The 26,653-nt window shown below is 72.5% G+C and carries 27 protein-coding genes; 14 read left to right on the top strand and 13 right to left on the bottom strand.

What is annotated here, in order from left to right:
• Positions 1–14 precede the first annotated feature (14 nt).
• The 3 genes from ACH4OW_RS17310 to ACH4OW_RS17320 are packed head-to-tail and all read right to left on the bottom strand — an operon-like array spanning position 15 to position 1,991.
• Positions 15–629, bottom strand: a complete 615-nt coding sequence (locus ACH4OW_RS17310; RefSeq protein ID WP_398028554.1) for a TetR/AcrR family transcriptional regulator — start codon at positions 627–629, stop codon at positions 15–17.
• Positions 629–1,165 carry an SDR family oxidoreductase gene (locus ACH4OW_RS17315; RefSeq protein ID WP_398028555.1) on the bottom strand — a complete coding sequence of 179 codons (537 nt, stop codon included), beginning with the start codon at positions 1,163–1,165 and terminating at the stop codon, positions 629–631. The genes ACH4OW_RS17310 and ACH4OW_RS17315 overlap by 1 nt, the downstream gene beginning before the upstream one ends.
• A gap of 55 nt (positions 1,166–1,220) precedes the next feature.
• Positions 1,221–1,991, bottom strand: a complete 771-nt coding sequence (locus ACH4OW_RS17320) for a helix-turn-helix transcriptional regulator (RefSeq protein ID WP_398028557.1) — start codon at positions 1,989–1,991, stop codon at positions 1,221–1,223.
• A 310-nt stretch (positions 1,992–2,301) separates the two neighbouring features.
• Between ACH4OW_RS17320 and ACH4OW_RS17325 the strand changes: the two genes are divergently transcribed.
• On the top strand, positions 2,302–3,255 hold the full coding sequence (locus ACH4OW_RS17325; protein WP_398028560.1) for an aldo/keto reductase: 954 nt from the start codon (positions 2,302–2,304) through the stop codon (positions 3,253–3,255).
• A gap of 321 nt (positions 3,256–3,576) precedes the next feature.
• Positions 3,577–4,200, top strand: a complete 624-nt coding sequence (locus ACH4OW_RS17330; protein ID WP_398028562.1) for a chemotaxis protein CheB — start codon at positions 3,577–3,579, stop codon at positions 4,198–4,200.
• 33 nt (positions 4,201–4,233) lie between these two features.
• Here ACH4OW_RS17330 and ACH4OW_RS17335 read toward each other — a convergent pair whose 3' ends face one another.
• Positions 4,234–5,067 (bottom strand): helix-turn-helix transcriptional regulator, encoded by an 834-nt coding sequence (locus tag ACH4OW_RS17335; RefSeq protein ID WP_360137154.1) that lies wholly within the window; start codon positions 5,065–5,067, stop codon positions 4,234–4,236.
• A 129-nt stretch (positions 5,068–5,196) separates the two neighbouring features.
• Between ACH4OW_RS17335 and ACH4OW_RS17340 the strand changes: the two genes are divergently transcribed.
• Positions 5,197–5,976, top strand: a complete 780-nt coding sequence (locus ACH4OW_RS17340; RefSeq protein WP_398028566.1) for an SDR family oxidoreductase — start codon at positions 5,197–5,199, stop codon at positions 5,974–5,976.
• Positions 5,977–6,045: 69 nt separating this feature from the next.
• Positions 6,046–6,972 carry a class A beta-lactamase gene (bla, locus tag ACH4OW_RS17345; protein WP_398028568.1) on the top strand — a complete coding sequence of 309 codons (927 nt, stop codon included), beginning with the start codon at positions 6,046–6,048 and terminating at the stop codon, positions 6,970–6,972.
• 90 nt (positions 6,973–7,062) lie between these two features.
• Here the strand turns inward: bla and ACH4OW_RS17350 are convergent, their stop codons facing one another.
• On the bottom strand, positions 7,063–9,351 hold the full coding sequence (locus tag ACH4OW_RS17350) for a HelD family protein (RefSeq protein ID WP_398028682.1): 2,289 nt from the start codon (positions 9,349–9,351) through the stop codon (positions 7,063–7,065).
• Between the two features lie 408 nt (positions 9,352–9,759).
• Here ACH4OW_RS17350 and ACH4OW_RS17355 point away from each other — a divergent pair, with 408 nt between their 5' ends.
• Positions 9,760–10,812: a chitinase gene (locus ACH4OW_RS17355; protein ID WP_398028570.1), complete on the top strand. Its 1,053-nt coding sequence runs from the start codon at positions 9,760–9,762 to the stop codon at positions 10,810–10,812.
• A 52-nt stretch (positions 10,813–10,864) separates the two neighbouring features.
• On the opposite strand, the gene ACH4OW_RS17360 is transcribed toward ACH4OW_RS17355, so the two are convergent.
• Positions 10,865–11,047, bottom strand: a complete 183-nt coding sequence (locus ACH4OW_RS17360; RefSeq protein WP_360137163.1) for a hypothetical protein — start codon at positions 11,045–11,047, stop codon at positions 10,865–10,867.
• Positions 11,048–11,370: 323 nt separating this feature from the next.
• Here ACH4OW_RS17360 and ACH4OW_RS17365 point away from each other — a divergent pair, with 323 nt between their 5' ends.
• Entirely contained in the window at positions 11,371–11,703 is a 333-nt protein-coding gene (locus ACH4OW_RS17365; RefSeq protein WP_360137166.1) for a DUF3140 domain-containing protein, read from the top strand.
• A gap of 33 nt (positions 11,704–11,736) precedes the next feature.
• Here the strand turns inward: ACH4OW_RS17365 and ACH4OW_RS17370 are convergent, their stop codons facing one another.
• Entirely contained in the window at positions 11,737–12,948 is a 1,212-nt protein-coding gene (locus ACH4OW_RS17370; RefSeq protein ID WP_398028572.1) for a helix-turn-helix domain-containing protein, read from the bottom strand.
• A gap of 387 nt (positions 12,949–13,335) precedes the next feature.
• Between ACH4OW_RS17370 and ACH4OW_RS17375 the strand changes: the two genes are divergently transcribed.
• From ACH4OW_RS17375 to ACH4OW_RS17390, 4 genes are all read left to right on the top strand, one after another.
• Positions 13,336–14,319, top strand: a complete 984-nt coding sequence (locus tag ACH4OW_RS17375) for an esterase/lipase family protein (protein ID WP_398028574.1) — start codon at positions 13,336–13,338, stop codon at positions 14,317–14,319.
• 87 nt (positions 14,320–14,406) lie between these two features.
• Positions 14,407–15,117 carry a ribonuclease H gene (locus ACH4OW_RS17380; RefSeq protein ID WP_398028576.1) on the top strand — a complete coding sequence of 237 codons (711 nt, stop codon included), beginning with the start codon at positions 14,407–14,409 and terminating at the stop codon, positions 15,115–15,117.
• 456 nt (positions 15,118–15,573) lie between these two features.
• Positions 15,574–16,953, top strand: a complete 1,380-nt coding sequence (locus ACH4OW_RS17385; RefSeq protein WP_398028577.1) for a hypothetical protein — start codon at positions 15,574–15,576, stop codon at positions 16,951–16,953.
• 143 nt (positions 16,954–17,096) lie between these two features.
• Positions 17,097–17,513: an SRPBCC family protein gene (locus ACH4OW_RS17390; RefSeq protein ID WP_360132849.1), complete on the top strand. Its 417-nt coding sequence runs from the start codon at positions 17,097–17,099 to the stop codon at positions 17,511–17,513.
• Positions 17,514–17,572: 59 nt separating this feature from the next.
• Here the strand turns inward: ACH4OW_RS17390 and ACH4OW_RS17395 are convergent, their stop codons facing one another.
• Positions 17,573–18,211, bottom strand: a complete 639-nt coding sequence (locus tag ACH4OW_RS17395; RefSeq protein ID WP_398028579.1) for a hypothetical protein — start codon at positions 18,209–18,211, stop codon at positions 17,573–17,575.
• A 278-nt stretch (positions 18,212–18,489) separates the two neighbouring features.
• Here ACH4OW_RS17395 and ACH4OW_RS17400 point away from each other — a divergent pair, with 278 nt between their 5' ends.
• On the top strand, positions 18,490–18,876 hold the full coding sequence (locus tag ACH4OW_RS17400; RefSeq protein WP_360132855.1) for a VOC family protein: 387 nt from the start codon (positions 18,490–18,492) through the stop codon (positions 18,874–18,876).
• A 156-nt stretch (positions 18,877–19,032) separates the two neighbouring features.
• On the opposite strand, the gene ACH4OW_RS17405 is transcribed toward ACH4OW_RS17400, so the two are convergent.
• Complete coding sequence (locus ACH4OW_RS17405) at positions 19,033–19,206, bottom strand: CsbD family protein (protein ID WP_360132858.1); 174 nt, start codon at positions 19,204–19,206, stop codon at positions 19,033–19,035.
• Positions 19,207–19,432: 226 nt separating this feature from the next.
• Here ACH4OW_RS17405 and ACH4OW_RS17410 point away from each other — a divergent pair, with 226 nt between their 5' ends.
• Positions 19,433–20,485, top strand: coding sequence for a type I phosphomannose isomerase catalytic subunit (locus ACH4OW_RS17410; RefSeq protein ID WP_398028582.1), 1,053 nt, complete (start codon positions 19,433–19,435; stop codon positions 20,483–20,485).
• 24 nt (positions 20,486–20,509) lie between these two features.
• On the opposite strand, the gene ACH4OW_RS17415 is transcribed toward ACH4OW_RS17410, so the two are convergent.
• On the bottom strand, positions 20,510–20,893 hold the full coding sequence (locus ACH4OW_RS17415) for a CD225/dispanin family protein (protein ID WP_398028585.1): 384 nt from the start codon (positions 20,891–20,893) through the stop codon (positions 20,510–20,512).
• 24 nt (positions 20,894–20,917) lie between these two features.
• A complete protein-coding gene (locus ACH4OW_RS17420; RefSeq protein ID WP_360132867.1) occupies positions 20,918–21,682 on the bottom strand; it encodes a hypothetical protein in 765 nt (254 codons plus the stop codon).
• A 193-nt stretch (positions 21,683–21,875) separates the two neighbouring features.
• On the opposite strand from ACH4OW_RS17420, the gene ACH4OW_RS17425 reads away from it, so the two are divergent.
• The gene (locus ACH4OW_RS17425; RefSeq protein WP_398028587.1) at positions 21,876–24,671 is read left to right on the top strand and encodes an AAA family ATPase; all 2,796 of its coding nucleotides are present in this window, start codon (positions 21,876–21,878) and stop codon (positions 24,669–24,671) included.
• Positions 24,672–24,748: 77 nt separating this feature from the next.
• Positions 24,749–25,660: an ANTAR domain-containing protein gene (locus tag ACH4OW_RS17430; RefSeq protein ID WP_398028590.1), complete on the top strand. Its 912-nt coding sequence runs from the start codon at positions 24,749–24,751 to the stop codon at positions 25,658–25,660.
• Between the two features lie 4 nt (positions 25,661–25,664).
• On the opposite strand, the gene ACH4OW_RS17435 is transcribed toward ACH4OW_RS17430, so the two are convergent.
• Positions 25,665–26,033 carry a DoxX family protein gene (locus tag ACH4OW_RS17435; protein WP_398028593.1) on the bottom strand — a complete coding sequence of 123 codons (369 nt, stop codon included), beginning with the start codon at positions 26,031–26,033 and terminating at the stop codon, positions 25,665–25,667.
• A gap of 3 nt (positions 26,034–26,036) precedes the next feature.
• Positions 26,037–26,627 carry a TetR/AcrR family transcriptional regulator gene (locus ACH4OW_RS17440; protein WP_398028595.1) on the bottom strand — a complete coding sequence of 197 codons (591 nt, stop codon included), beginning with the start codon at positions 26,625–26,627 and terminating at the stop codon, positions 26,037–26,039.
• Positions 26,628–26,653 lie beyond the last annotated feature (26 nt).

The raw sequence follows: 26,653 nt of genomic DNA on the forward strand, positions 1-26,653 counted from the left end.
CCGCTCCGGATGCGTCAGCTGGTCAGGCCCGCACTGGTCAGCCAGATGTGTTCGCAGGTCGAGGATGCCTTCTGCAACTCGTCGCGGGATTTCTGTGAGGCGTGGTAGAAGGTCCGCTCGATCATCCAGCACAGGGCGCGTGCCATCGCCGACGCCTGGTCCGGTGCGGCACCGGCCTGGATGCCGGCGCGTTCCAGGACGGCGGTGATGGCCGCGATGAACAGGTCAGCCGTGTGATTCCACAGCTCGCCGATCTCCGGCACGGTCAGGGAGAGGTCGATCGCCGTACGCATGACCAGGCCGTGCTCGTTCCACAGTTCGACCGTGCGCTGCATGGCTGCCGCGATGGCCTGGCGCGGCTCGTCGGTCTGCGCGGTGGCCCGGGACCGTTCCCACAGGTGCTCGACGGTCCGGGCCACGAGCGCCGTGACCGCTTCTTGTTTGGAGCCGAAGTAGAAGTACAGGGCGCCGCGTGTGATGCCGGCGCCCCGGGCGATGTCGCCGACGGTTATGGCGTCGTAGCCCTTCTGCGCCAGCAGGGCTTCGCAGGTGTCCAGGATGGCCCGCTCCCGGACATCGCCCTTGCGTTCGGTGCCGCGCCGGCTGCGCGCGGGGTGCTGGCTGGGCATCAGAGCTGAGCGCCCTCGGCGAAGTCGGTCGTACGGGAGAGGGGCTCCCATGCGCGGATGTCCTCGTCCACGGCCGTGCGCGCGGCGGTGACCAGTCGCAGTGCGTCCGAGCCCAGGACGAGGTGGGCCGGCGGCTGATCGACCGACGTGATGTGCACGACGGCGTCCCCGGCCTTGGCCGGGTTGCCCAGTTGGTTCCCGCTGGCCTTCTGCCGCGCTTCGCGGATGGGGGTGAACAGCTCGTCGTAGTCGTCGGCCAGCGGGGTTTCCTCGAAGGTGCCCTCCAGGCCGTAGCCGGCGTTGGCGATGACCACGTCCAGCGGACCGACGCTGCTCTCGACCTCCGCGACCACGCCGGAGACGGCGTCATCGTCCGTCACGTCCAGGATTCGGCTGTGAGCGCGCCCGGGGCCGAGCTCTTCGAAGGAGCGCAGGTCCGCTTCGGAGCGGACGGTGCCGACGACGGTGTGCCCGGCGGCCAGGGCGGCCTGGGCGAAGGTCCGGTCGCCCCTGCCTGGAAGGTGCGCGCGGGTCAAGGCTTGGACGAGTGGTTCCGATGTGGCTTAGGGGGAGAAGGCGGACCGCAGTGGGTCAGAGTGGGCCGGGCTGAGGAGAGTGGTGGGTGGGGTGTGCTGGCTGAGATTGCGTAGCTGCCCAGGTGGCGAGGGCTTTGAGCCGGTCCTCGGATGCGGTGCCGGGTTCGGCGGTGTAGATGATCAGGTCGTGCACGGCTCGGCCCGGCAGGGGCAGGTCGAGGGACTGGAAGGCCAGTTCCAGGTGGCCGGCGTCGGGGTGCCGGAGCCGCTTGACGCCGTCGTGGCGCATCAGGACGTCGTGCGCGGTCCAGCGGCTGCGGAACTCCAGTCTGAGGGTGGACAGTTCGCCGACGAGTTCGCGCAGGGCCCGGTCACGGGGCTCGCGCCCGGCCTCGGCGCGCAGCAGGGCGGCGGTGGCGGCGCCGGCGGCGTCCCAGTCGACGAAGAAGTCGTGTGCACCAGGGTCGAGGAAGATGTAGCGGGCGATGTTGGGGCGGCCGCGCTTGTCGGTGGTGGCGCTGTCGAACATCGGCGCGAGCAGGGCTCGGGCCAGGGGGTTGCCGGCGACGATGTCCGTACGGCCGTTGCGTACGAACGCCGAGGACATCGTCATGGAGTCCAGCAGCCACTGGACCCGGGGCGGGACCTCGACGTCCCTGCGACGTGACGGTGTGCGGTTCGCGTGCCGCGACGACCGGGCCAGGTCGAACAGGTAGGTGCGTTCGTCGTCGTCCAGTCGCAGGGCACGGGCGACCGCGTCGAGGACGTCTTCGGACACGCCGCCGATGTGTCCCTTCTCCAACCGCGTGTACCACTCCGTGCTCACGCCGGCGAGGACGGCGACCTCCTCGCGCCGCAGCCCGGGGACCCGGCGACGGGTGCTGGTCGGCAGTCCGGCCTGCGCCGGGGTGATCCTGGCGCGTCGGTTGGTGAGGAAGTCCCGGATTCGCCGCGGTTTCCGGGCTGCTGGTCCATGCCGTGGATGGTAATCGCCGGTCACGGCGTGAAGGGGGTTGAGGTTGTACCCCCCATGGACGCGGCCTTTTCCGGTGGCGGTGATCGCGGTCTCCTGGGGTTCGATCGTTCCGACACGATCCCGAGAACAGACACCGACATACAGACAACGGAGTCATGACATGACGAGCAAGGCGCTGACGGTGCCGGCGGTGGCGTTGGGCACCTGGGCCTGGGGAGACAGCGGCGAGGCGGGCGACGGGTACTTCGGCAGCCGGCTGAGCGAGTCCGGCCTGCGAGAGGTCGTCGAGAAGGCGCAGGCGAACGGGCTGACCTTGTGGGACACCGCCGTGGCGTACGGCATGGGCCGCTCGGAGACCGTCCTCGCCCGGGCTCTGACGGGTTATGACCGCAGCGAGTACCAGCTGTCGACGAAGTTCACCCCGCAGCTCGCGGGCGACGGCGACGATCCGGTCGCGGACATGCTGGAGCAGAGCCTCGACCGACTGCGTACGGACTATGTGGATCTCTTCTGGATCCACAACCCCGCCGACGTGGCACGGTGGACTCCGCCGCTGATCCCGCTGCTCAAGAGCGGCAAGATCAAGCATGTCGGCGTCTCGAACCACAACATGGAGCAGCTCGCTCTCGCCGATCGGATCCTCGGCGAGGCCGGCTTCCGCGTGGAGGCGGTCCAGAACCACTACAGCCTCCTGTACCGGAGTTCCGAGCGCGCGGGCATCCTCGGCCACTGCCGCGAGCACGACGTGCGGTTCTTCTCCTACCTGGTCCTCGAACAAGGGGCGCTGACCGGCAGGTACAGCCCGGCGAATCCGTTGCCGGAGGGGAGCAGCCGGGCGACCGTGTACAACGCCGTCCTGCCGCAACTGCGGGCGCTGACGGACCGGATGGAGGCGATCGGCAAGGACCGGGGCGCGTCCGCCGCCGAGGTCGCCATCGCCTGGGCCATCGCCAAGGGGACCACCCCGATCATCGGGGTCACGAAGGCGGACTACGTCGACGGGGTGGTCCGCGCTCGCGGCATCGGGCTCGCCGACGAGGAGATCGCGGAGCTGGAGGCGCTGGCGGATGCCGCAGACGTCGACACGCGCGGCTGGTGGGAGCACGAAATGTAGCAGTGGCCGGGTGCGAAGAAACCGGAGAAGGGGCCGCGTCCGTTCCGGGCGCGGCCCGCGAAGTCGGTCATGGTTGCCGGCTTGCCTCACGGTCGCCGCAACGCGCGCGCTCGGCATGCGAGTGGTGCGCGCTCGGCTTGCGGGTGGTGCGCGGGCGCCGGCCTCGTACGGTCAGGCTGGTGGCCGAGCGGTACTTCACCGGCTTCGCGTGCGCCGGGCCGTGGCGTCGTCGCGGCGGCAAGTCGGCGCGGAAACGCCGACACGGATAGCCCGTGGGCCATTGCCGAGTGCGATGATGGGTTCAGGGGAAGAAGGTCTGTGATGCCGCCCAAGCGGAAGTTCCCTGAGACCGTGCAGCATCCCGTCGTCGCCTTGGTGGCCTCCGCCGGAGGAATCGAGGCGCTGAGCCGCGTCTTGGAGCCGCTGCCGGCCGGTCTGCCCGCGACGGTGCTGGTGGCGCTGCATCAGGACCCGCGGCGGGGCAGCCTGTTGTCCGAGTTGCTCGGCCGGCGTACCGCGCTTCCCGTCAAGCAGGCCGCCGACGGGGACGCGCTGGTGCCGGGCACGGTGTTCGTCACGCCGCCGGGTCATCACATGCTCATCACGTCGCCGACCCGGCTGGCGCTGATCGCCTGCGGGGCTATTCCCCCTGCCCGGCCCTCGGCGGACCTGCTACTGGCCACGCTGGCGGTGTCGTGCGGACCGTCGGCAGTGGCGGTGGTCCTCTCGGGGTCGGGTACGGACGGGCAGGCCGGCATCCGGGCCGTCGCCCGCCAGAAGGGCACCGTCTTCGCCCAGGATGTGGCCAGCAGCAAGCACTCCGCGATGCCGCACGCCGCGGCCGAGACCGGTGTCGTCGATGCCGTACTGCCGCTCTCCGCCCTCGGTACCCGGATCCGGGACCATGTGTGCGGGGTGCTGCCCCGGCCCACCGGCACCGCCTGACCCCGGGCCGCCGTCCCGGGGGAACCGGCTCTTTCAGCGCGCGGTCTGCCGCCGGGTGGCGGCGAGGGTGCCGAGGAGGGCGAGCGCCTCGGCGGCGGGGCTGCCGGGTTCCGCGTGGTAGATGACGAGCTGCTGGCCCGGCGCTTCGCGTACGTCGAAGGACTGGTAGGTCAGCTCCAGGGCGCCCACCTCGGGGTGGATCAGTTCCTTGGCGTCGCGCGTCTTGCCGCGCACGGTGTGGGAGCGCCACAGCGCGTCGAACTCGGGGGCGGCGCAGGTCAGTTCCCGTACGAGCGCCGCCAGCCGCTGGTCCCGCGGATCGTATCCCTCCGCATATCGCAGGTGAGCCACCGTCGCCTGAGCCGCCCGCTCCCAGTGTGCGTAGAACCGTCGTCCCGCGGGGTCGGCGAAGACCATCCTGGCGAGGTTGTCGGACCGCTCGAAAGGGGAGAACAGCGCGTCGGCGAGCGCGTTGGACGCCAGGAGGTCCAGGGTCCGGCCGAGCACGAAGGCCGGGGTGTGGTGGTAGCCGTCGATCAGTTGCCGCAGTGCGGGGGCGACGGTCTCCTCATGGTGCCGCGGGCGCTCCCCCGGTACGAGGCCGACGAGGCGGTACAGGTGGTCGCGTGCGTCGTCGTCGAGCAGCAGTGCGCGGCCCAGGGCGTCGGTCACCTGGTGCGAGGGGTTGCGTTCACGGCCCTGTTCGAGCCGCGTGTAGTAGTCGGCGTTCATGCCGGCCAGGACCGCGACCTCCTCGCGCCGCAGCCCTGCGACCCTGCGCTGCCCGTAAGTGGCCATGCCGACGTCCGCCGGCCCCACCTGTGCACGGCGGGCCCGCAGGAACGTACCGAGTTCGTTGCCGGTCATGCGGCCAGGGTAGGCCGTGGCGCCGGGCCGAGGGTGGGTGCGGTGCACCCAGGCACGGGCCGTCCTGGTGGGGAAGCACGGCGCGGCGCAGCCTCTTGGGTGAGCACTTGAACGCCTGGGAGGCACAACATGAGCACGGATAAGCACACCAACGAGAGCGGTCGTCAGGACGCACACGCGGCGGCCTCCAAGGTCGTTCTGATCACCGGTGCGAGCAGCGGCATCGGCGCGGCCACCGCCCGGCTGCTGGCCGCCGGCGGGCACCGCGTCTTCCTCGGCGCGCGCCGCACCGACCGGCTGGAGGCACTGGTGGGCGAGCTCGTCGCCGCCGGCCACTCGGCGGCTTACCGGCGCCTCGACGTCACCGACGCGGCCGACGTGCAGTCCTTCGTGGACGTGGCGCGCGCCGTCCACGGGCGGGTGGACGTCCTGGTGAACAACGCCGGAGTGATGCCGCTTTCGCCGTTGGAGGCGCTGCGGACGGAGGAGTGGGACCGGATGCTGGATGTGAACGTACGCGGGGTGCTGCACGGCATCGCCGCCGCGCTGCCCGTGATGCGGGTCCAGGGCGGTGGGCACTTCGTGAACATCGCCTCGGTCGGCGCGTACGAGGTGTCGCCCACCGCCGCGGTCTACTGCGCCACCAAGTTCGCGGTGCGCGCCCTCTCCGAGGGGCTGCGCCAGGAGTCCGCCGGCGACATCCGCGTCACCGTCGTCTCCCCCGGTGTCACCGAGTCCGAACTGGCCGACGGCATCGGCGACCCGTCGGCGCGGCAGGCGATGCGGGACTACCGCTCCGTCGCCGTTCCGGCGTCCGCGATCGCGGACGCCATCGCCTACGCGATCGGCCGGCCCGCCGACGTCGACGTGAACGAACTGGTGGTCCGCCCGTCCGCGAGCGCGAGGTGAGGCCCACTGGACCGCATGACCGCCGTGGGGCGAGGGTGATCGCGGCACTCACCCTTGGAGGTCCGGACCATGCAGCTCAGCCGTGCCCGGCGCGCCGTTGTCGGGGCGCTCGCCACGCTCGTCCTCGTCCCGCTGACGGCCTGCGGCCCAGGCGGTTCCCCTGCCTCGGCGTCACCGCCTGCCGGGAAGACGCGGCCGGGCGCGGCCGAGAAACCGTTCGCCCCCGAGTTCGAGAAGCTGGAGCGCGCGTACGGCGCACGGCTGGGCGTCTACGCCGTCGACACGGGCACCGGGCGCGAGGTGGCCTACCGCGACGGCGAACGGTTCGCCTACAACTCCACGTTCAAGGCGCTGGAGGCCGCGGTCGTCCTGAAGAAGTACACGCTGGGCGGGCTGGACCGGCGGATCACGTACTCCGCCGACGACCTGATCGCCAACTCCCCCGTGACGGAAAAGCACGCCGGGACCGGGATGACACTCGGCGAACTGTGCGACGCCGCCGTCCGCTACAGCGACAACACCGCGGCCAACCTGCTGTTCGACCAGCTGGGCGGGCCCAAGGGCCTGGACGCCGCGCTCGAAGGGATCGGTGACCACATCACCCGTATGGAGCGCTACGAGCCGGAGTTGAGCCGTTGGGTCCCGGGCGAGCAGCGGGACACCACGACGCCGCGGGCCCTGGCCGAGGACCTGCGCGCTTTCGTGCTGACGGACGTGCTCGGCAAGGGCGAGCGCGCACGGCTCACGAAGTGGCTGCGGACCAACACCACCGGGGACGAGCTGATCAGGGCGGGGGTTCCCGGGAGCTGGGTGGTCGGCGACAAGACGGGCACCGGCAGCTTTTATGGTGCCCGCAACGACATCGCCGTGGTGTGGCCGCCCGGCGCCGCCCCCATCGTGATCACGATTCTGTCGCACCGCGGGAAGAAAGACGCCCCGGTCGACAACAAACTGGTCGCGCAAGCGGCATCCGTGGTCGCCGGCACGTTGTCCTGACCGGCGGACAGCGCCCGGGTACGGAGGCGTCGCACGCGGTGTGCGGCGCCCCCGTACCGTACGGTCGGCGGGCGTTCCGGGACCGTACGGTCAGCGGCCGGCCGCGGCCGTCCCGACTTCCGGCAGCGCCTTCAACGCCGGCGGCAGCGCGCCCGCGTATATGACGCCCAGTCGCTGGGTCGCCCGGGTGAGCGCGACGTACAGGTCGCTGGCGCCGAACGCGTCCGGCTCCACCACGAGCACCGTGTCGAACTCCAGGCCTTTGGCCTGCCGGGGGTCGAGCAGGACGACCGGGCGGGTCAGGTCGGGGGCGTCGCCGGCGGACGCGTCCGGCAGCGCGGCGGTCAGGGCCCGGTGGTGGGCCCGCGGCGCGATGACCGCGAGCCGGCCGCCGTCCGCGCCGCGCTCCGCGTCCGTCTCCCGGGCGACGGCGTCGGCGACCGCTTGCGGCTGGGCGCCCTCGGCGACCCCGAGCGCCCAGGGGCGTACGCCCGTGGAGCGGATCGAACTCGGCGGTTCGAAGGAGGGGTCGGTGGCACGCGGCACCGCCGCGGCGATCTCCATGATCTCGGTCGGCGTCCGGTAGTTGACGCCCAGCCTGACGTGCTCCCAGCGGTCGCCGACGTGCGGCGCGAGGATCGCCTCCCAGGTGCCGCAGCCGCCCGGCTCCGCGGTCTGCGCCGGGTCGCCGACCAGCGTCATCGAACGGGTCGGGCAGCGGCGCATCAGCAGCCGCCACGTCATCGCGGACAGCTCCTGCGCCTCGTCCACGATGATGTGGCCGAACGCCCAGGTGCGGTCGGCGGCGGCCCGTTCGGCGGCGCTGCGGTGGTCGGCCTCCTCGTGGCGGTCGGCGAGCCGGTCCGCGTCGATCAGGTCGTGCGCGGCCAGCACCTCGGAGTCCTCGTCGTCCTTGTCCTCGAACTCCTGGGTGCGGGAGCCGTAGGAGAGGTCGAGCACGCCCTGCGCGTACTTGATCCGCTCCTGGCGCTCGGCCTCCTCGGCGGCGCGGGCCGCCGAGTCGTCCTCGCCGAGGAGTTCGGCGGCCTCGTCCAGCAGCGGGACGTCCGCGGGCGTCCACGCGTCCGCCTCGGGCCAGGGGCCGCTGTGGCCGTTGGACCGGCGGATGGCGTCCGCGTCGGCGGCCGGGAGGTGGACGGGGTCGGCGAGGAAGTCGGCGACCAGGCGCTGCGGGGTGAGTTCGGGCCACAGTTCCTGGATCGCGGCGTGCACGTCGGGGCTGGCCGCGACGGCCTTGCCGAGCTGGGCGATGTCGTCCGGACCGAGCAGGTTCGGGCCGCCGTACGGGTCGGCGCCGATGCGGTCGGCCAGCTGCGCGGTGAGCGCGTCGACGACGTGGAAGGCGAAGTACGGGCGGGCGAGGTTGTGCGGCAGCCGCGTGGCGCGCGCGTGGTCGCGGGCGGCGGCCGCGATGTCCGCGTCCAGCAGCAGTTCGCCGTCCTCGTGGTCGATGACGAGGGCGGGCTCGGGCAGGGCCTGCCGGTCGCGTACGTACGCCGCGAGCGCGTCCGCCATCGCCGCGCCGCCCTTGACCTCGGCGGCCCTGGCGGTGTCGGTGCCGGTCGCGGTCACGCCGGGGAACAGCTCGGCGGGCGTGGCCAGCAGTACTCCGGTCTCGCCGAGCGAGGGCAGCACCTCCTCGATGTAGCCGAGGAACGCGGGGTTGGGACCGACGATCAGCACGGCGCGGCGGGCGAGCCGCTCGCGGTGCGCGTACAGCAGGTACGCGGCGCGGTGCAGGGCGACGACGGTCTTGCCGGTGCCGGGGCCGCCCTCGACGACGAGGACGCCGTGGTGCGGGGCGCGGATGATCTGGTCCTGTTCGGCCTGGATGGTCTGCACGATGTCGTGCATCCGGCCGGTGCGGGCCGCGTCCAGGGCGGCCAGCAGCACCGCGTCGGCGTCGGTGCCCTCGTGACCGGTGCGTTCGGTGTCGGCGAGGTCCAGGATCTCGTCGTGCAGTGCGGTGACCCGCCGCCCCTCGGTGGTGATGTGGCGCCTGCGGCGCAGCCCCATGGGCGTGTGGCCGGTGGCGAGGTAGAACGGGCGCGCGACGTCGGCCCGCCAGTCGACGACCAGCGGCGTACGCTCCGCGTCGTCGCGGCGGATGCCGATGCGGCCGATGTGGTGGTCGCTGCCGTCCCGGAACGCCAGCCGGCCGAAGCACAGGCCGTTCTCGCCCGCGTCGAGGGCCGCCAGCAGTCCGGACTGCTCGGCCACCCGCACATCGCGTTCGAGCCGTGCCTGGAAGTGGTTCCCCTCCAGCGGCAGTGCCTCCAGTACGGCCGTTTCGGCTCCGGTCCGCAGTTCGGCGAGGCGCTCGTAGAGCAGATCGGTGAATTCCTGCTCCTGCCGCAATTCCTCGTTTGACAATTCAGCTCCGCTCGGATACCGTGTCCTGTATTGGTGGGCCATGTTTTGAACTCCTCAAGACATGGAAACGCCCAATATACCCAGAGAAATGCCCCGGCCGTCAATCGGTCCGGGGCATTTCTTTTTGTCCGAGCGAGGTGCTCGCCAACGGGGCGTGGTGGCCGGCCATGTGCTCAAGGCCGGTTTCCAGCAGCGCTACCGCCCGCGGCGGCCCCTTGTTCCGTACCCGCCCGCACCGACTTGGTCCAGACCTATTGACGGCCCACCGGGGTCACCCTACGGTTCGGGCAGCGTGACGCGCGGGTTTTGGCCATCGTCCCCGCGCGTCACCCCCACCCATGCTCCACCGGGCCCCCTCAGTCACCGCCGGTCACGGCCGGAAAGGAGCACACCATGTTCGGTCGAAGATCCCGCCTGCTCGGCATCGGCCTGGCGACGGCATTCGCCGCGCAACTGCTGGTCGCAGCGGCACCGGGCACGCCACGGGACACCACGTGCGCACTCAAGCCGAAGCCGGCGGGCAAGGTCCTCCAGGGCTACTGGGAGAACTGGGACGGCGCGGCCAACGGCGTACACCCGCCGTTCGGCTGGACCCCGATCACCGACTCCCGCATCCGCGAGCACGGCTACAACGTCCTCAACGCGGCCTTCCCCGTCATCCGCTCGGACGGCACGGTGTTGTGGGAGGACGGGATGGACGCGACCGTGAAGGTCGCGACACCGGCCGAGATGTGCGAGGCCAAGGCGGCGGGCCAGACGATCCTGATGTCCATCGGCGGCGCGGCGGCCGGCATCGACCTCAGCTCCAGCACCGTCGCCGACCGGTTCGTGGAGACGGTGGTGCCGATCCTCAAGAAGTACAACTTCGACGGCATCGACATCGACATCGAGACCGGCCTCACCGGCAGCGGCAACATCAACACCCTGTCGGCCTCGCAGGCCAACCTCATCCGCATCATCGACGGCGTGCTCGCCAAGATGCCGCCCGGCTTCGGCCTGACGATGGCGCCCGAGACGGCCTACGTCACCGGGGGCAGCGTGACGTACGGCTCGATCTGGGGCGCGTACCTGCCCATCGTGAAGAAGTACGCGGACAACGGCCGCCTCTGGTGGCTGAACATGCAGTACTACAACGGGAGCATGTACGGCTGCTCCGGCGACGCGTACTCCGCCGGTACCGTCCAGGGCTTCACGAAGCAGACGGACTGCCTGAACAAGGGGCTGGTCATCCAGGGCACGACCATCAAGGTCCCCTACGACAAGCAGGTCCCCGGGCTGCCGGCGCAGACGGGGGCGGGCGGCGGATACATGTCGCCCGGCCTGGTGGGCCAGGCGTGGAACACCTACCGCGGCGGCCTGAAAGGGCTGATGACCTGGTCCCTCAACTGGGACGGCTCGAAGGCGTGGTCGTTCGGCAACAACGTCAAGGCGTTGCAGGGACGCTGATCCGGTACGCGGGCGGAGCCGCGCAGGTGGCCGGCTCCGCCCGCGTACCGGATCAGGCGTCGCCCTCCTGGGACGGGTGCAGGCCCAGCATCTCCAGGAGCATCTTCAGCTCGTCGGCGTCGCGGGCCTGACCGGCCAGGGTCAGCCGGGCCTGGTGCCGTACGGCGTTCGCCTCGTCGTCCTCGGTGGCGGCCGGTTCTGTCTGGTTCTCGGTGCGCTGGTCTTCCTTAATCATCACCGCCATTGTCCCATCACCCGCAGGCGTGCCGGTGCCCCGGGGCCCGTCCCGGCCGGAAACGGGCGCGGGGCCGCGCCGCCGTACCGGAGAATTCGAGGAGACGGTCGTTGTGCTCTGCGGCGATCCTCCCGGTCTCGCTTGCCGCCGCTCCCGCTGACCGGACCCAGCGGCCCGCAGCCCCCCCCGCCGGGCAGTGACCCCGTGGCGGCCGCGCGGGTCTTCGCCTCCGGACCTGCACGGCCGAATGCCGTGTTTGTCCGGTCGCGTCGCCGGACACCCAGTGTGCGTACCCTCTCCCCACGATCTTCCAGGAGGCGTCCATGACAGCGCAGGTCGGCGACGAGCTGTGGGACGAGTTCCACAAGGCCGTCAACATGACCTCACGCGAGCTGCGGGAGTGGCTGAGCGTCGAGGCCGCGGGCGAGGACAGCGAAGAGGTCCCCGACCGGGCCGGGCGGCCCGTCGGGCGGCACGTCCTGGAGATCCTGGGCAAACGCCGCACCGACCTCACCGACGGTGACGCGGAGGTCATGCGGCGCGTCGTCGAGATCGTCCGGGACCAGCGGGCGGACGCGAGTGACCCGAAGGCCGGTGGCGGGGACTGGCGCCGCGGTCTGATGGACATCGGGCACGACCCGTTGAAGCCGGAGTGACGGCACGGCCGCACCGCCGCGCGGCCGGCCCGCTCACCTGCGCAGGGCGCGCGTACGCAGCGCCAGCAGGGCCTCGAAGCGGAAGCCGGGGTCCGCGAGCCGGCCGTCGAAGAGCGCGTCCAGCTGCCGCAGGCGTTTGCGGGCCGTCTGCGGATGGATGCCCAGCGCCCGCGCGACCTCGGGGGCGGTGCGGCCCCAGGACATGAGGAGCGCTTCGAGCGTCTCCGCAAGCCGCGCCGCCCGGCCCGCGGGCAGGCCGTCGAGCGCGCCGAGCACACGGTCCCCCAGCAGGCGCCCGATGTGCGCGCCGCCGAGCAGGTGGACGTCGGCCAGCCGGTCGCCGACGACCAGGAGGCCGTCGTCCGGCGCGCCCGTGTCCCGGTGGTGGTTCAGCGCCAGGCGGGCGCACACCAGGGACAGCCAGGCGTCGTGCGGCGCGGCGGCCGGCCCCAGCGCGGCGGTCCGGCCGCGTACCGCCGCGCGGATGTCCTCGGTCCCGGCCTGCCCGCCGCTGTCCGGTTCCGGCAGCACCACCACGAGGTCCGCGCCGCGCGGCAGCGTCAGGAGGTCCCGGCCCTGCCCCGGCAGGGCGAACCGGCCGCCGGCGGCATTGCGTACGAGGAGGCAGGCGACCCGGGCAGGCAGCGGCCAGCGGGCGCGCGCCGCGAGGGTTTCCAGCGGTTCCCTGGGCGTGCCGCGCGGCTGCTCCAGCAGGGCCTGCGCCAGCGCCCGCCGGTTGCGCTGCATCTCGCCCTCGGCCCGGGCCTGGGCGGCGACGAAGCCCTTGACCGACTCGTTGGCCAGGGCGTTGATGTGCGTCAGTACCGCTTCGTGCAGCGGCAGGACGATCTCGGTGGGCAGTGCGGCCGTACGGGCGACCTCCGCGTAGCGGCGGCTGCCCACCCGCGCGCCGACCCGGAAGGCGGCCTGGATGCCGTCGGTGGTGCGTCCGTTGAGGAACTCCACGCGTCCCAGGTGCCGGAAGTGGCTCACGTGGTGGTCCTGTGCGCTCTCCGGTGCCTCCGTGAGCTCAGCGAACTGGCGCATCGCGCGGCACACCGCGTCGACCAGGTCCCGGCCCATGGCGGAGTCGAGCGGGCTCCGGTAGGCGGGCACTTCCTGGTGGATGGCCTCGACCATGTCGGCGGCGATGGCGTCGATCCGGGTGCGTATCAACGTGCCGAGCGCCGCGGGCAGTTCGTGCCACGGGCCGCGCGCGAACGTGTCACCCGGTGAATTCTGCATCGCGTGACTCCTCCGCACCGTGGGCAACGGGACACACGTGTGTCCCCGGGCCGGGAATCGTGCCCCCTGGGAGCCCCGCGGGTCCAGCCTCGTGCAGCCACCTCGGGCGCCCGCCCTGGTGAGCGCCCCCGTCTCCGCACCGCCCGCCGGGGCTGCGCCGGCTGACCCGGCGGGCCTTCCAAGTGTCACGCGCGTGACACATTTCCCTTGCGTTCGCCCCTCCCTCTGGTGCGCCGCGGTCACGTCGAGCGAGCGTTGGTCCCGACGTTACGCGCCGGTAGCATCCCGGACCCGGCCCGGCAACACGCGGCCCGGGGCCCGGTCCGGCGCGCTGACGTCCGCCCTTCTTGTGTCCGTACCGGAACAACGGCAAGAGGAGAACCCTTCATGCGCAGCAACGGGACCAAGCGCGAAAGACACCGGAGACGGCCGGTCGCCTTACTCACCGGACTCGCCGTGGCGGCCTGCCTCGGCCTGGCCGGAGCGACCGCGGCACCGTCACCGGCAGCGGCAGCGGCACACCCGGCGGCCGAGACGCGGGCCGGCTCCACCACCTCCGCCGACCCCGTCGGCCCTCCGCAGACCAACTTCCTGTCCGCCTTCCTCTACTCCGCCACCAGGCCGTCCGTCGTCCCCACCGGCGCGAACGACTGGTCGTGCAAGCCGGACCGCGCGCACCCCCGCCCGGTCGTCCTCGTCCACGGCACCGCCGAGAACCGGTACGCCAACTGGGCCGCCCTCTCCCCCACACTCAAGGACGCCGGCTACTGCGTCTTCGCCCTCGACTACGGCGGCACCCAGGGCCCGATGCTGGCCACCGGCGACATCGCCAAGTCGGCGGCGCAGCTCGGCGCGTTCGTCGACCGGGTGCGGGCGGCGACCGGGGCGGCCAAGGTCGACGTGGTCGGCCACTCGCAGGGCGGCATGATGCCCCGCTACTACATCAAGAACCTCGGTGGTGCGGCGAAGGTCGACAAGCTGGTCGCCCTCGTCCCGTCCAACCACGGCACCACGCTGATCGGCATCGGCCTGCTGGCCCGGCTGATCCCCGGCGCGGACGTCGTCGTCGGCGCCGGCTGTCCCGCCTGCGAGCAGCAGGTCGTCGGCTCGCGCTTCCTCAAGGACCTCAACGCGGGCGCCGAGACGCACCCGGACGTCACCTACACGGTGATCTCCACCTGGTACGACGAGGTCGTGACCCCGTACACCTCGGCCTTCCTGGACCCGGCCCGCAACGTCACCAACGAGACCCTCCAGGGCCACTGCCTGCTCAACACCACCGCCCACATCAACATCACCTACGACAGGACCGCCACCGGGCTCGTCATGAACGCGCTCGACCCGGCGCACGCCCAGCGTCCTCCCTGCTGAGGCGGCACGGCCCCGGGCGCGCGGCCGGGGGCCGCGCGCCCTCGGCCGGTTTACCGCTCCGAACGGTGGTGATGGCAGTATCGGGGGATGGCAGAACAGATCACAGCCGCGTGCGACGGGGCGTCGAAAGGCAATCCCGGGCCCGCGGCCTGGGCGTGGGTCGTCGGGGACGCCGAGGGCGCGGTGGAGCGCTGGGAGGCCGGCCCGCTGGGGACCGCCACCAACAACGTCGCGGAACTGACCGCGCTGCAAGAGCTGTTGGCGGCCACCGACCCCGCCGCGCCGCTCCAGGTGCGGATGGACTCCCAGTACGCGATGAAGGCGGTCACCACCTGGCTGCCCGGCTGGCGGAAGAAGGGCTGGAAGACCGCGGCGGGCAAGCCGGTGGCCAACCGTGACCTGATCGTCCGGATCGACGAGCTGCTGGCGGGGCGGGCGGTGGAGTTCGTCTACGTCCCGGCGCACCAGGTGGACGGCGACCCGCTGAACGCGGCGGCGGACGGGGCGGCCAGCGCCACCGCCCGCACCCAGCAGGCCGCCGGCAGCTCCCTGGGCTCCGCCCTCCCCGCGCCGGAGCCCGCCGGCGCGGCGGCCGGCGGGCGGACGCGGCAGCCGGGCGGCGCCCGGGTCCCGGCGGCGCGGGCGGGCAAAAGCTCGCGTCCGCGCGGCTCGGTCAAGGCGCGGTTCCCCGGCCAGTGCCGCTGCGGGCAGCCCTACGGAAAGGGCGAGACGATCGCGAAGAACCCGGACGGGTGGGGTCACCCTTCGTGCGCCGCGGACGCCCAACCGGCCGGCTAGTCCCGTACGCGCCAGACCATCCCGTACGCGCCAGACCATTCCGTACGTGGCAGTCCATCCCATACGCGTCGCCCCCGTGGAACATCCGCGGGGGCGGCACGCCTTTCCCGCATAACCCCGTCCGCCCCGCCCACCAATCCACCCAGTACGCCAAGTACATAAACAGCTCAGCACACTTGACGGGCGAGAACGTGGCAGCACCGGCGTGAACTCCGCTCCGTATCCCTCAACCGAGTGAAGTACCAGCCTGTTGACGCTGATGTACTCCTATATGGCCGCCGGGCAGTGCCATTCTCCATTCCTGTGAATCAGGGAGCTGCCAATCGGGGAGCCCCGTGACTCTGCGCCTCCCGCACCCCGCCACGCGCCGGCGCGCCGCCGTGCGCGGCCATTCCGGGGACGGAGGTGCCGAAAGAGTGGCTGGTAGAATTGAAGTTTTCTCGGTGTACGGCATTTGTGGCCGCCGTGGGCTCCCTGGCGGCCGCCCTCACGGTCGGCGCCCCGGCGGCAACGTCACAGGAGCCGCCGTCGGCCGCCGCCGCGGACTCGCTCCGCTACTCCCACGAGGGTGAGCAGCGCGCCTTCCGCCACGAGCAGCGCCCGCAGAGCGCGATGCCGGGCGGCAGGTCCAGGAGGGTCATCACGCCCATCGGCCACCAGGGCTTCCGGCTGCGCTACGACGGTTCGGACCGCGGGCGCGTGCTCGCCAACGAACGGCGCCACCCGGCGCTGCGTCCCGCCGGCCTGACGTCCTGGCTGAGCAGCGGCCCGCGGCACGCGGTCCCGCTGTCGCAGTGCCCGACCAGGGTGCCGCTCAGCGGTGCCGACGGCTTCTGCTGGCAGCGCAGGTCGGCGGACGACCTGGGATGGGAGTACGTCCCGCAGGGGCTGACGGGTTCGGGCGAGGCCGAGCCGCGTTCGGGCCGCTGGCAGGGGCGGCGCATCGTCGCGGCGAGCTGGGCGTCCAGCTACAGCCACCCGAGCGCTCCGCGCAGCCCCAACAACCGCCCCTGGCGCGGCGCCAAGCAGATCGACCAGTTCATGAAGGTGTCCTTCACGGACGTCACCGACAGCGGGCGCCCGCGCTACCGCAGCGCCCTGCTCGTCATCCCGCGGAGCAACGGCGGTGGTTTCACCGCCCTCAAGGGGCACGGCGACACCCTGTCCTGGTACGGCCCCTACCTGTTCCTCTACAGCAGCGAGCGCCTGCGCGTCTTCGACGTGCGGCACCTGTGGGCCACGAACAGGTCCACCGGCCGCGTGGGGGTGCACCGCGGCGCGGTGAGCGCCAACTGGCAGGAGGCCGCGCTGCCGCAGGTCGCCAAGTACACCTTCGTCGGCCGCCACGGGTGCGGGAGCAGTTCGGGCGAGACGCCGTGCTTCAGCGGCGCGTCCATCGACCACAGCTCGTCGTCCGCGCCGTCCCTGGTGACCGTCGAGACCAGTTCGCCCAGTTCCCGGGTCGTGCGGTGGCCGCTCAACCCGTCGACCTCGCTGCTGGACGGCGACCGCAACGGCCTGGTGCACGCCCGCGCCGGCTACCGCGTACCGCTGGCCGGCCCGCAGGGCGTGGTCCAGCTGGAGCAGCGGTTCTACTTCTCCGCGATGTGCCCGGACGCCCGCCGGCGGTTCGGCGAGCCGTACTGCCTGTACCGCGGTGACTCCGGCGGCCCCGTCAGCGTGTGGAGCCGCACGCCGGCGGCCGCCGAGAACCTCTCCTACTGGCCCTCGACCGAGCAGCTCTGGGTCGCGAACGAATCCCCGTACCGCAACTACGTCCGCCCCCGTCCCGAGCTGAACGGACGCGTCGTCTACAACGTGCCGCTCGACGACTGACGCGTCGGCCGTCACCTTCCCCGGCCGGCCGGCCCGAGCGACCTCCGCGCGGCAGCAGTCCCGCGCGGAGGGCGCGTCGGGGTCCGGCCGGCGCCGGAGGGTACCGAGAACTGTGGAAGGCTCCGACCGAGGATTGGTATGGCATGAGCGAATACGAACGTTCCCGCACGATGCCCGCACTTCCTGAGCACGTGTTCGACCAGGCGGGCAACGTCGGCCAGCTCGACACCTGGCTGCCGCGCGACCTGCACGTCCAGGCGCAGGAGCTGCCGGCCGTGACCGTGCACGAGGACCGTACGGGCGAGGACGCCGCCGCCCTGTTCCGCGCCCAGCGGGAGCAGATGCGGCTGGAGTGGGGCACCCGGGACGACGGCAGCTACGCCGGCTGGCTCCAGGTGTCCGGCATCGGCAGCGGCGCCAGCGAGGTGACGGTGCACCTGTCCTTCTTCAAAGAGGAGCACGACCCCGGCAAGGAGTCGGTGGAAGCCGAGCTGGACCGCAGTCTGGAGCGTCTGGACGAGCTGGTACGGCTGCGCATCGACGACGGGGCCGCCGGCTGACGCACGTACGCGCAGGGCACCGCGTCCACGGCCGGACACGGTGCCCTGCGCGGCGCCGGTCAGCGCTTTAGCCGGAAGGTCTCGCCCTTGTGCGCGCCGGCGGAGCACGACGCCTTCTCCGAGGCCGTCATCTTCCTGGTCTTGACGACGACCGCGTTGGCGACCCCGTCCGTACCGTTGGCCGCGGGCCCGGTGACGGTGTCCGGCACGAACCAGTAGTAGTGGCCCCACTTGGGGCTGTCGTAGTGCGTCTGCCAGGTGCCCGACACGGTCTGCATCACCTGGGCGCGCGAGACCCAGCCCACCTCGCCGGGCTGCACCGTCATGTTCAGCGAGCTGTCCTCGGTGTGCGAACTCGACCAGGTGTGGCTGTACTGGGCCGTGACGCTGACGTCGACGATGCCCGCGAGCTTCCCGCCCGCGGTGACCGAGACGCCGGCCGAGTCGGTCGAACCCACCGTGTCCGACCAGCCCATCGACTGGGTGGCGGGAGAGGTGGTGCAGTTGTAGAGCGAGTTGGACACCTGCCGGAAGCCGCCCAGGTACGCCTTGCCGAGGACCGGGTCGTTGAAGCTGCACCGGCCTTCGCCGGAGGCGCAGTCGGCTATGAGCTGCTTGCGGTCCGGGCCGTCGGCGGCCGCGGCGGACGCGGCCATCACCGCCGTCAGCCCCGCGGCGGCCGCCGCGAGTACCACCATGCGTCCTCCGTGCCGCACGGCGCGGTTCTTCGCCATATCGCTGCGTCCTGCCTCTCGCCTTGCCTTGTGGGTGCGGCCGGGCCTTGGCCTGCCAACCGGCCTGGGGCCGCCGCTTGTTGTCTGAGAGGCTGGTGTAAAACACTGTTACAACAACACCAAGCGTCGGCAAAGTTGTAGTTGATCCTGAAACGTACCAATTGGTCTGGATCAATGGCCCGGCATCCGGTACAGGCCGGTGTCAGCAGCCCGCCGTACGCACCAGGAGAAAGACGGAACCCATGCGTGTCATCGCCTTCGACCACCTGGTCCTCACCGTCGCGGACGCCGAACGCGCCCTCGCCTTCTACTGCGGCCCGCTCGGCCTCGAACCGGTGCGCGCCGAGGAATGGCGCGCGGGCAAGGCCCCGTTCCCCTCCGTCCGCGTGAGCCCGGAGACGATCATCGACCTCGTCGAAGGAGAGCGCGGCGAGTCCAACGTCGACCACATCTGCCTGGTCGTCGAGCCGCTGGACTGGCAGCAGGTCGTCGACTCCGGCGTCTTCACGGTCACCGACGGCCCCGGGCAACGATACGGCGCCCGGGGCGACGGGCAGTCCCTCTACGTACTGGACCCGGACGGCAACACGGTCGAACTGCGCTGGTACCCGCAGGACACGGACGCCTAGGCGCTCCGGCCTGGAGCACAGTCCGGCCCGTCCCGGCAGATGGACGGGCGGTGGCCCGGCGGGGGTTCCGCCGGGTCACCGCCCGGGACTCCGGAGTGAGTGCTTCACCTGCGTCGGAGACAGTGCAGAGGACAATCGCGGATTACGTCCGGGACGTCACCGCTTGAAAGCGTCCTTGGCCTTCTGGCCGGCCTCGCGTATATCGCCCTTGGCGCGTTCCGCGCGGCCTTCTGCCGTCATCTGTTCATTGCCCACCGCGCGGCCCACGGTTTCCTTCACCGCGCCCTTGGCGCGCTCGACCTTCGTGGAAGGCTTCTTATCGGCAGTCATGGTCGCGCTCCTTCGCTGTTCGAGCCGTTTCCTTGACAGTCGGTCGCGTGCCCGCACATCCGGCCCTTAAACCGGTGCACGGCATGGACAACGCGATTCGGAGCCTTACCGCAGGGCACCCGCTATTCGCCGGCCGCCGCCCGCTCGCGGGGCGCGCCAGTGGTCGGAGTAATGAATCCGGACCGGCACGGAACAGGGGTGTACTCGGACGGTGAACTGGTATCCGATGCGATTGACCACCCCGGTCAAGCAGCATGTGTTCGGCGGCCGGGACATTCCCGGGCGGCTCGGCCGGACCGCGCTGCCCGACGGCCCGGTGGCGGAGACGTGGGAAGTCAGTGACGTCGAGGGCGAGGCCGCCCACGTGATGAACGGCTCCCTGGCCGGCCACACGCTGCGGCAGCTGGCGCTGGACCACCCCGACGAGCTGGTCGGCCGCGGCTGGCGCGGCCCCCGGTTCCCGCTGCTAGCCAAGTTCATCGACGCCCACCGGCCCCTCCCCGTCCATCTGCACCCCGACGACAGGGCCGCCCGCGACGAGGAGGGCGAGCCGAACGGCAAGACCGAGGCCTGGCACATCCTGCACGCCCCGCCGGGCACCACCGCCCTGGCCGGCGTACGGCCGGGCGTGGACCGCGACCGGCTGCGGCAGGCGCTGCTGGACCAGGACTTCGACGCCGTCCTGCGGCGGCTGCCCGTACGCCCCGGCCAGACCCTGTACGTGCCGGGCGGCACGCCGCACTCCTTCGGTCCCGGAACCCTCGTGTACGAGATCGAGCAGACCTCCGACCTCCAGCAGCACGCGATGCGCCACCGCATGGAGGACGGCGCGCCGATCGACGACGCCGAGTGGCACGCCAACGTCGAGGCCCTGCTGCGGCAGTGGCGGCCGGAACACCGTCCGGACTTCCACTCCGGTCTGCGGCTGCCGCCGGAGAGCGGCGCGGAGCGGCGGATGCTGTGTGCCGGGCCGTACTTCGCGCTGGAGAACTGGCGGGTACGGGCGCCGGGGTCGGCCGTACCCGCTTTCGACACCTGCGTGGTGCTCAGCAACATCGGCGCCGGCACCGACGTGACCTGCGGGGCGGTGCGGGAGACCCTGGGCCCGGCCGAGACCCTCCTGCTGCCGGCCGCCGCCCTCGGCGGCATCCGCATCCACGGCCCCGCCGACGTGCTTCTCGGCTACCTCCCGGACCTGGAGCGCGACGTCCGCGCCCCGCTGCTCGCCGCGGGCCACGACGCGACCGCGATCGCCGCTCTCGGGGAAGGGCTGGGATAGCGGCCGGGCGCAGCGCTGGCACGGTCAGTAGCTGACCGTGACGACGCCGGTGAGGAAGGCCAGGAGGCAGGCGAAGAGGGCAACCCCGATGCTGACGAACGTCCACAGCTTCGCCTTCTTCGCCGCCTGCTCGGCTCCGGCCCAGTCGCCCGAGCCGGTCTTCGCGTTGGCCTGCGTGGCGTAGACGATGGCCGCGATGCCGGTGGGCAGGAAGCAGAAGAGCGTCACCAGGATCGCCGGGATCAGGTGGCTACGGGGCGGTTTGGCGTACTGCTGGTACGCGGGGGCGTAGGGCGACGGCCCGTGCCGGTACTGCGGTGGTGGTCCGGCCGGTGGCGGCTGGGCCTGGCCGCTCCAGGGGGCCTTGTCGCCCCAGTCCTCGCCGGGCGGACCTTGCGGGTAGGCCATGACGGCCTCCTTCGGTGGGTGCCGTTACGAGCCTCTCGTCAGCGCCTCCAGGGCGCGCCGGGTCTTGGTTTCCTGTCCGAGGTCGGGTTGCAGGTCCAGCTGCCGGAGCAGGGCCAGCAGCGAGGCCCGGACGACTTCGGCGCCGTCCGGCTCCACCCGTTCGGAGATTTCCAGCCAGTCGAGCGGCGGGCCGGCAGGCGGGGCCAGTGTCCAGCGCTCCACGGTCAGCTCGTGGTGACGGCGGCGGACGCCGCGCCAGCGCTCGGCGCGCACCGGCCCGTGCACGGTCAGCTGCCGGAAGTCGACCGTCAGGTCAGCGCAATCGGCCAGGAAGCGTTCCTGGGCGTGCGAGAAGGCGGTGCGCAGGGGCCGGTGCCCGGCGGCCACCGCGTCGATGTCGCGGCGGTCGCGGGTGTGCGTCAGCGCGGCCGACAGGACCCTGCGCTCCCCCGACCAGTCGCTTTCCAGGCGGAGTTCGTCGTTGCCGTGCTTGCGGAAGTCCAGCCAGTGGCCGGGCACCCGGGCGCGGCGGCAGGGCCGGAGCCTGACCGTGGCGTCGCCCGTCCCTCCCTGGCGTGTCCTGAGCCGCAGGATCAGCCCGGCTTCCAGCAGCGGCAGCTCGCCCGGGCGGTGCTGGCGGGGCGGGCCTTCGCAGAAGAAGACCTGGCACCAGACGCCCCCGTCGTCCGGTGCCAGAGCCTTGGCGGCCACCTCCGCCCGCGCGCCGGAGAACGTGGCCTTGATCTCGACCGCGTCGAGCCGAAGTGCGGACCCCGCGGAGCTGGTCATGACGCGCCCCCCAAGTCCTCCGTCCGCGCGTGGTGCCACTCAACTCCTCTTTGCGCGGCGCCGCTTCGGGGATCTCCCCACACCTGCCCGCGGAACGCGCGGAGCCCTTTGGGGGCGCACTTCGGGGGAGCATGATGGTCCCGGCGCCTGAGTACGAGCCGCACACGGCACCTGCGAGCGCCCAGGGGGCGACATGGACGGCAGGCAACGGACTTCCGGCTGGTCCCGGCTCCCCCGCCCGGCAGGTCCGGGCCTCGTGGGCCGCGGGCGCGAACGGCGGCTGATCGACGACCTGCTGGCCGCCGGCTCGGACGGGGGCGCGGCGCTGCTGCTGTGGGGCGAGCCCGGGGTGGGCAAGACGGCGCTGCTGGAGTACGCCGCCGAGCAGGCCGGGGACGCCGTGCTGTGGGCGCGCGGCATCGAGTCGGAGACGGTCCTGCCCTTCGCGGCCCTCGCCGACCTGTTGCTCCCGTTTGGTTCGGAATTCAGGGAACTCCCCGGGGTGCAGCGCGCGGCGCTGGAATCCTGCCTGGCCCTGTCCGGGGAGCCGCTGGCCAACCCGTACGCCGCCTGTATGGGCGCGTTGAACGTGCTGGCCGCGCTGGGCGAGAAGCGGCCGGTGACCGTCCTCGTCGACGATCTGCACTGGGTCGATCCGTCCTCGCAGCGGGTGCTGCTCTTCGTGGCGCGGCGGGTGGCGGGCGAGCGGGTCGCGCTCGCGTTCACCTCGCGGGAGGACCACGGCGGGCCCGGCGTACCGCACAGCCTGCCGTCCGTCGAGGTCACCGGCCTGTCGCGCGCCGAGTGCGGGCAGCTGCTGCGGCAGCGGGGCGTCGTGGCCGCGCCGGCGGTGGTGGCGGACCTGGTGAAGGTCAGCGGCGGCAACCCCCTCGCCCTCCTGGAGGCCGCGCGCTCCCTCACCCCGGGGCAGGCACGCGGCGAGGAGCCGATGCACGACCCGCCGTCGCTGGGCCGGCACCTGGAGCGCGCCTGGTCCGCCCGTATCCGCGGGCTCCCCGAAGCCACCCGCCAGGCGCTCACGGTGCTCGCCGCCCACCGGTCGACGGCGCTGTCCGGGCTGTGCGAGGCGCTGGCGGTGCTCGGCCTGTCGCTGGAGGCCCTGTGCCCGGCCGAGGAGGACGGCCTGGTCACGGCGACCGGCGACGGGCTGGACTTCCGCCACCCCGTGCTGCGCCCGCTGGTGCTCGGGCGGGCGCCGCTGGCGCACCGGCTCGCCGCGTTCGGCGCCCTCGCCGAGGTCACCCGCGGGCCGCTGCACGCGTGGTACCGGGCGGCGGCCGCCACCGGCCCCGACGAGCAGGCCGCCGCCGCGCTGGCCGAGGCGGCCGAAGAGGCCCGCAGGCGCAGCGCGTTCGAGGAGTCCGCGCTCGCCTGGCGGCGTGCCGCCGAACTCACCGAGGACCGCGCGGACCGCGCCGGCCTGCTGCACCGCGCCGCGTCGGACGCCTTCCTGGGCGGTTCGGCCTCCAGCTCCCAGTGGTGCGAGGAGGCGCTGCGCACCACGGCCGACCCCGCCGTACGCGCCGACATCGAGCTGCTGTTGGGCCGCATCCACACGTGGAACGGCGAGCCCGCTCGCGCCTACGAACTCCTCGTCGAGGCGGCGCGGGCCGTCCGCCGCACCGATCCCGTACGGGCGTGCGTGCTGCTCGCCGAGGCGGTGGTGCCCGCCAGTATGGACGGCCGGGTGGCCTCGGCGGTGCGCACCGCCGAGGACTCGTTCCGCCTGGCCTCGGCGGAGGGGCCCGACCGCTGGCTGAGCATGGCTCTGCTCGGTACGGCGCTGACGCTGGCCGGGCAGACCGGCAGAGGTGTGGCCATGCTGGGCGCCGCCGACGGCCACTGCACCGGCGATCCGGTGCGCAACCAGCAGTTGTACGCGCTGGCCGGGCAGGCGTGGAACTGGGTGGAGGACCGCGACCGCAGCCGCCGGCTGCTCGACTCCGCCGTGGAGTCGGCCCGCCGGCACAGCGCGCCGGGCGTACTGCCGTTCACCCTCGCGGTGCGCAGCGCCCTGGAGGCCCGCGTCGGCCACTGGACCGCCGGGTACGGCGACGCCACCGAGGCGCTGCACTGGTCGGAGGAGCTGGGCCAGATCAGCTGCGTCGGCTACAGCCTGGCCTGCCTGGCGCGGCTGGACGCGCTGCGCGGCGACCGGGTGCGGTGCGAGGAGCAGGTGAGCCGGGCCCGGCGGGAGACCGGCGGGTACGGCATCGGCTGCCTGGAGATGCACCTGACCGCCGCGCTGGGGCTGGCGGCGCTGGCGCACGGCGACCACGGCGGCGCGGCGGACCAGTTGGAACAGAGCTTCGCGCTGCTCACGGCGCAGGGGGTGGGCAATCCGCTGGTGGTGCCGTGCGCGGCGGACCTCGCCGAGGCGCAGGCGCGGGCGGGCCACGCCGCCCGCGCCGCTGAGGTCACCGGCTGGCTGGAGGAGCGGGCGCGGGCGACCGGGCTCGCGGCGCCGGCGGCCGCCGCCGCTCGCTGCCGCGGCCTGCTGGCCGGGTCGTACGAGGAAGCGCGGGCCGCGTTCGCCGCCGCGCTCGCGGCGCACCAGCGCGTACGCGACCCGTTCGAGCAGGCCCGCACGCTGCTGTGCGAGGCGGAGCTGCTGCGCCGGTACCGCCGTCCCGCCGCCGCCCGCGGGCCGCTGACCTCGGCGCTGGCGCGCTTCGAGAGTCTGGGCGCGGTGCCCTGGGCGCGGCGTGCCGCCGGCGAGCTGGCCGCCACGGGCGCGCCGCTGACGGCTCCGGCCGCGCGGGACGGCGTCTGGCAGCAGCTGACGCCGCAGGAATTCCAGGTGGCCCGCGCGGTGGCCCGCGGCCTGAACAACACCGAGGCCGCGGTCTCCCTGTTCGTCTCCCGCAAGACGGTCGAGGCGCACCTCACCCGCGTCTACCGCAAGCTGGGGGTACGCTCGCGGACCGAGCTGACGCGGCTGATGGCCTCCGGCGAAGTGGTCGACTGAGGCGGTCCCGGGCCGGGCCTGTGCCGGGCGTCCCGTGCATGGGTTAGGTTCACACTGCGGGGCGTCGAGAGGAAACCATGCACGAATCAGCGGACTCGCCGTCGGCAGGGCGGGACGAGGAGCAGGCCGCCGGGCCGGACGGAGGCGGCGCGCGGGACGCCCGGGAGGAGGAGCTCGATCGGCTTCGCCGGGAGGTGCGGGACCTGCGGGGCAAGTTGCTCGCGCACCCGCTGATCTCCCATGCGCAGGGCATTCTCCAGGAGCGCTATCTGCTGCCGGACGCGCAGACGGCGTTCGAGCTGTTGAAGCGCAGTTCACAACGGCACAACCTGAAGCTGCGGACCCTGGCGTCCGGTGTGGTGTCCGTCCCACGGCCCGACGACGAGCGGGGGCCGTGGTTTCCCTCCCGCAAAGGCCGCACGCCGCCCGCGCTGCGCTTCCTGCCCGGCCACCGGCCGGACAAGGTCAACCGCAGTACGGTGTTGAAGCGGGTGCTGCACCAGGCGCTGGCGTGCACCGACGCGGAGATGGGCGACCTCCAGTCGGCCGAGCCGTCGGCGGGCCTGCGGATGGAGCACCACTACGGGCTGAGCCAGGAGTTCCGGGACTTCTTCGCCCTGGTCGACGCGGACAACACCTCCTGCTCCCAGGCCGCCCGGCACCAGGAGCGTGTCATGGCCGACATCGCCACGGACCCGGTGTTCACCGAACCGGCCCGGGAGATGATCCTCTCCGTCGGCAGCCGCACCGCGCACAGCATGCCGATGGTCGCCGCTTCGGGCCGTACCGTCGGCGTCTTCTCCCTCCACCTGCCGCGCCGCAAGCAGGCGTTGACGCGCCCGCAGGCGGCGGCCCTGGACGGGATGGCCGCGCAGGCGGGCCGGTGGCTCGAATGGCATGAGCGCACGGTCCTGCTGGACGCCTTGGAAGACGTCCACCGCGCGGGCACGGCCCTGCGCGCCACCCGGGCCCGGCGGCTGCCGGACTAGGGCGTCACCAGCGCACGAAGCTGACCACGAGCACGGCCAGGGACAGCAGCAGCATGCCGAGGCAGTTGATCCAGAACGTGGAGTTCAGGGCTTTGGCGCGGAGGTGGGCCGCGGTGACCGCGAGGAAGTAGACGACGATCGCCGCGGTGGTCGTCATGGCGACTCCGGGTACCCGGAGTCCGACGGCGAGCCCCGCGACGGAGGCCGCCTTGGCGGTGGTCAGCACCCACCACCAGTCGCGCGGGAACCGTACGCCTTCCAGGCAGTCGGCTATGAACTTCGGCGGGCGGAGCATCATCAGGGCGTCGCCGGCCTGGATGACGAGCAGGACCAGGACCGGCCAGGCCGGGGACGGGAGTTCGGAGAGAGTCATCGGTCACGGCCTTTCGTGCGAGGTGACGAATTCGGCAGTGCGCCGGATCCTGGCCGCCGCCTGGCGGAAGTCGGTGGTTCCCGCGGCGAGCAGCACCAGTTCGCCCAGGTAGCCGGCGACCATCACCTGCGCGCCGAGCCTGGCGCGGTCCTCCGGCATCCCGGTGTTGACCAGCGCGGCGGTGAGGTTGTTCTCGGCCAGCGTGCGCAGGCCGCCGAGGGCCGCGTTCTCGGGGCGGCCCCGGGTCAGGGCGCGGAAGTAGGCGCGCGCCAGTTCCTCGTTGCCGGCGAACAGGTCGAGGAACGGGTCGAAGTACCGGGCCAGGTAGCCGGCCGCGGACGTCGTGGACCCCGCCGCCGGCGGCGGGGGGATGCGGGCGGCGATGGCGTCGTCGTAGACCAGGCTCAGCAGGGACTCCTTGTCCCCCACGGCCATGACCGCGCCCACGGAGACGCCCGCCTCCGCGGCGATCTGCCGCACGGTCGTGCCGTGGAAGCCGTGCTCGCGGAAGAGCCGTGCGGCGGCCTCGGTGACGCGGGCGGTGGTGCGTCGTTTCTGTTCGGCACGGGTTGGCTGAACGTGTTCAGCGAACATGTTCAGAATATAGGGCGTGCCGCCGC

It is taken from the genome of Streptomyces sp. NPDC017056 (assembly GCF_044332485.1).
In the GTDB taxonomy this organism is placed as follows: domain Bacteria; phylum Actinomycetota; class Actinomycetes; order Streptomycetales; family Streptomycetaceae; genus Streptomyces.

Excerpts from the sequence above, each read along its gene's own strand:
- ACH4OW_RS17360 (WP_360137163.1), bottom strand. The coding sequence starts at position 11,047 with ATGATTAAGGAAGACCAGCGCACCGAGAACCAGACAGAACCGGCCGCC.
- ACH4OW_RS17375 (WP_398028574.1), top strand. The coding sequence starts at position 13,336 with ATGCGCAGCAACGGGACCAAGCGCGAAAGACACCGGAGACGGCCGGTC.
- ACH4OW_RS17415 (WP_398028585.1), bottom strand. The coding sequence starts at position 20,893 with ATGGCCTACCCGCAAGGTCCGCCCGGCGAGGACTGGGGCGACAAGGCC.
- ACH4OW_RS17355 (WP_398028570.1), top strand. The coding sequence starts at position 9,760 with ATGTTCGGTCGAAGATCCCGCCTGCTCGGCATCGGCCTGGCGACGGCA.
- ACH4OW_RS17435 (WP_398028593.1), bottom strand. The coding sequence starts at position 26,033 with ATGACTCTCTCCGAACTCCCGTCCCCGGCCTGGCCGGTCCTGGTCCTG.
- bla (WP_398028568.1), top strand. The coding sequence starts at position 6,046 with ATGCAGCTCAGCCGTGCCCGGCGCGCCGTTGTCGGGGCGCTCGCCACG.
- ACH4OW_RS17340 (WP_398028566.1), top strand. The coding sequence starts at position 5,197 with ATGAGCACGGATAAGCACACCAACGAGAGCGGTCGTCAGGACGCACAC.
- ACH4OW_RS17425 (WP_398028587.1), top strand. The coding sequence starts at position 21,876 with ATGGACGGCAGGCAACGGACTTCCGGCTGGTCCCGGCTCCCCCGCCCG.
- ACH4OW_RS17325 (WP_398028560.1), top strand. The coding sequence starts at position 2,302 with ATGACGAGCAAGGCGCTGACGGTGCCGGCGGTGGCGTTGGGCACCTGG.
- ACH4OW_RS17430 (WP_398028590.1), top strand. The coding sequence starts at position 24,749 with ATGCACGAATCAGCGGACTCGCCGTCGGCAGGGCGGGACGAGGAGCAG.
- ACH4OW_RS17390 (WP_360132849.1), top strand. The coding sequence starts at position 17,097 with ATGAGCGAATACGAACGTTCCCGCACGATGCCCGCACTTCCTGAGCAC.
- ACH4OW_RS17410 (WP_398028582.1), top strand. The coding sequence starts at position 19,433 with ATGCGATTGACCACCCCGGTCAAGCAGCATGTGTTCGGCGGCCGGGAC.
- ACH4OW_RS17370 (WP_398028572.1), bottom strand. The coding sequence starts at position 12,948 with ATGCAGAATTCACCGGGTGACACGTTCGCGCGCGGCCCGTGGCACGAA.
- ACH4OW_RS17365 (WP_360137166.1), top strand. The coding sequence starts at position 11,371 with ATGACAGCGCAGGTCGGCGACGAGCTGTGGGACGAGTTCCACAAGGCC.
- ACH4OW_RS17330 (WP_398028562.1), top strand. The coding sequence starts at position 3,577 with ATGCCGCCCAAGCGGAAGTTCCCTGAGACCGTGCAGCATCCCGTCGTC.
- ACH4OW_RS17395 (WP_398028579.1), bottom strand. The coding sequence starts at position 18,211 with ATGGTGGTACTCGCGGCGGCCGCCGCGGGGCTGACGGCGGTGATGGCC.
- ACH4OW_RS17380 (WP_398028576.1), top strand. The coding sequence starts at position 14,407 with ATGGCAGAACAGATCACAGCCGCGTGCGACGGGGCGTCGAAAGGCAAT.
- ACH4OW_RS17440 (WP_398028595.1), bottom strand. The coding sequence starts at position 26,627 with ATGTTCGCTGAACACGTTCAGCCAACCCGTGCCGAACAGAAACGACGC.
- ACH4OW_RS17405 (WP_360132858.1), bottom strand. The coding sequence starts at position 19,206 with ATGACTGCCGATAAGAAGCCTTCCACGAAGGTCGAGCGCGCCAAGGGC.
- ACH4OW_RS17400 (WP_360132855.1), top strand. The coding sequence starts at position 18,490 with ATGCGTGTCATCGCCTTCGACCACCTGGTCCTCACCGTCGCGGACGCC.
- ACH4OW_RS17310 (WP_398028554.1), bottom strand. The coding sequence starts at position 629 with ATGCCCAGCCAGCACCCCGCGCGCAGCCGGCGCGGCACCGAACGCAAG.
- ACH4OW_RS17335 (WP_360137154.1), bottom strand. The coding sequence starts at position 5,067 with ATGACCGGCAACGAACTCGGTACGTTCCTGCGGGCCCGCCGTGCACAG.
- ACH4OW_RS17420 (WP_360132867.1), bottom strand. The coding sequence starts at position 21,682 with ATGACCAGCTCCGCGGGGTCCGCACTTCGGCTCGACGCGGTCGAGATC.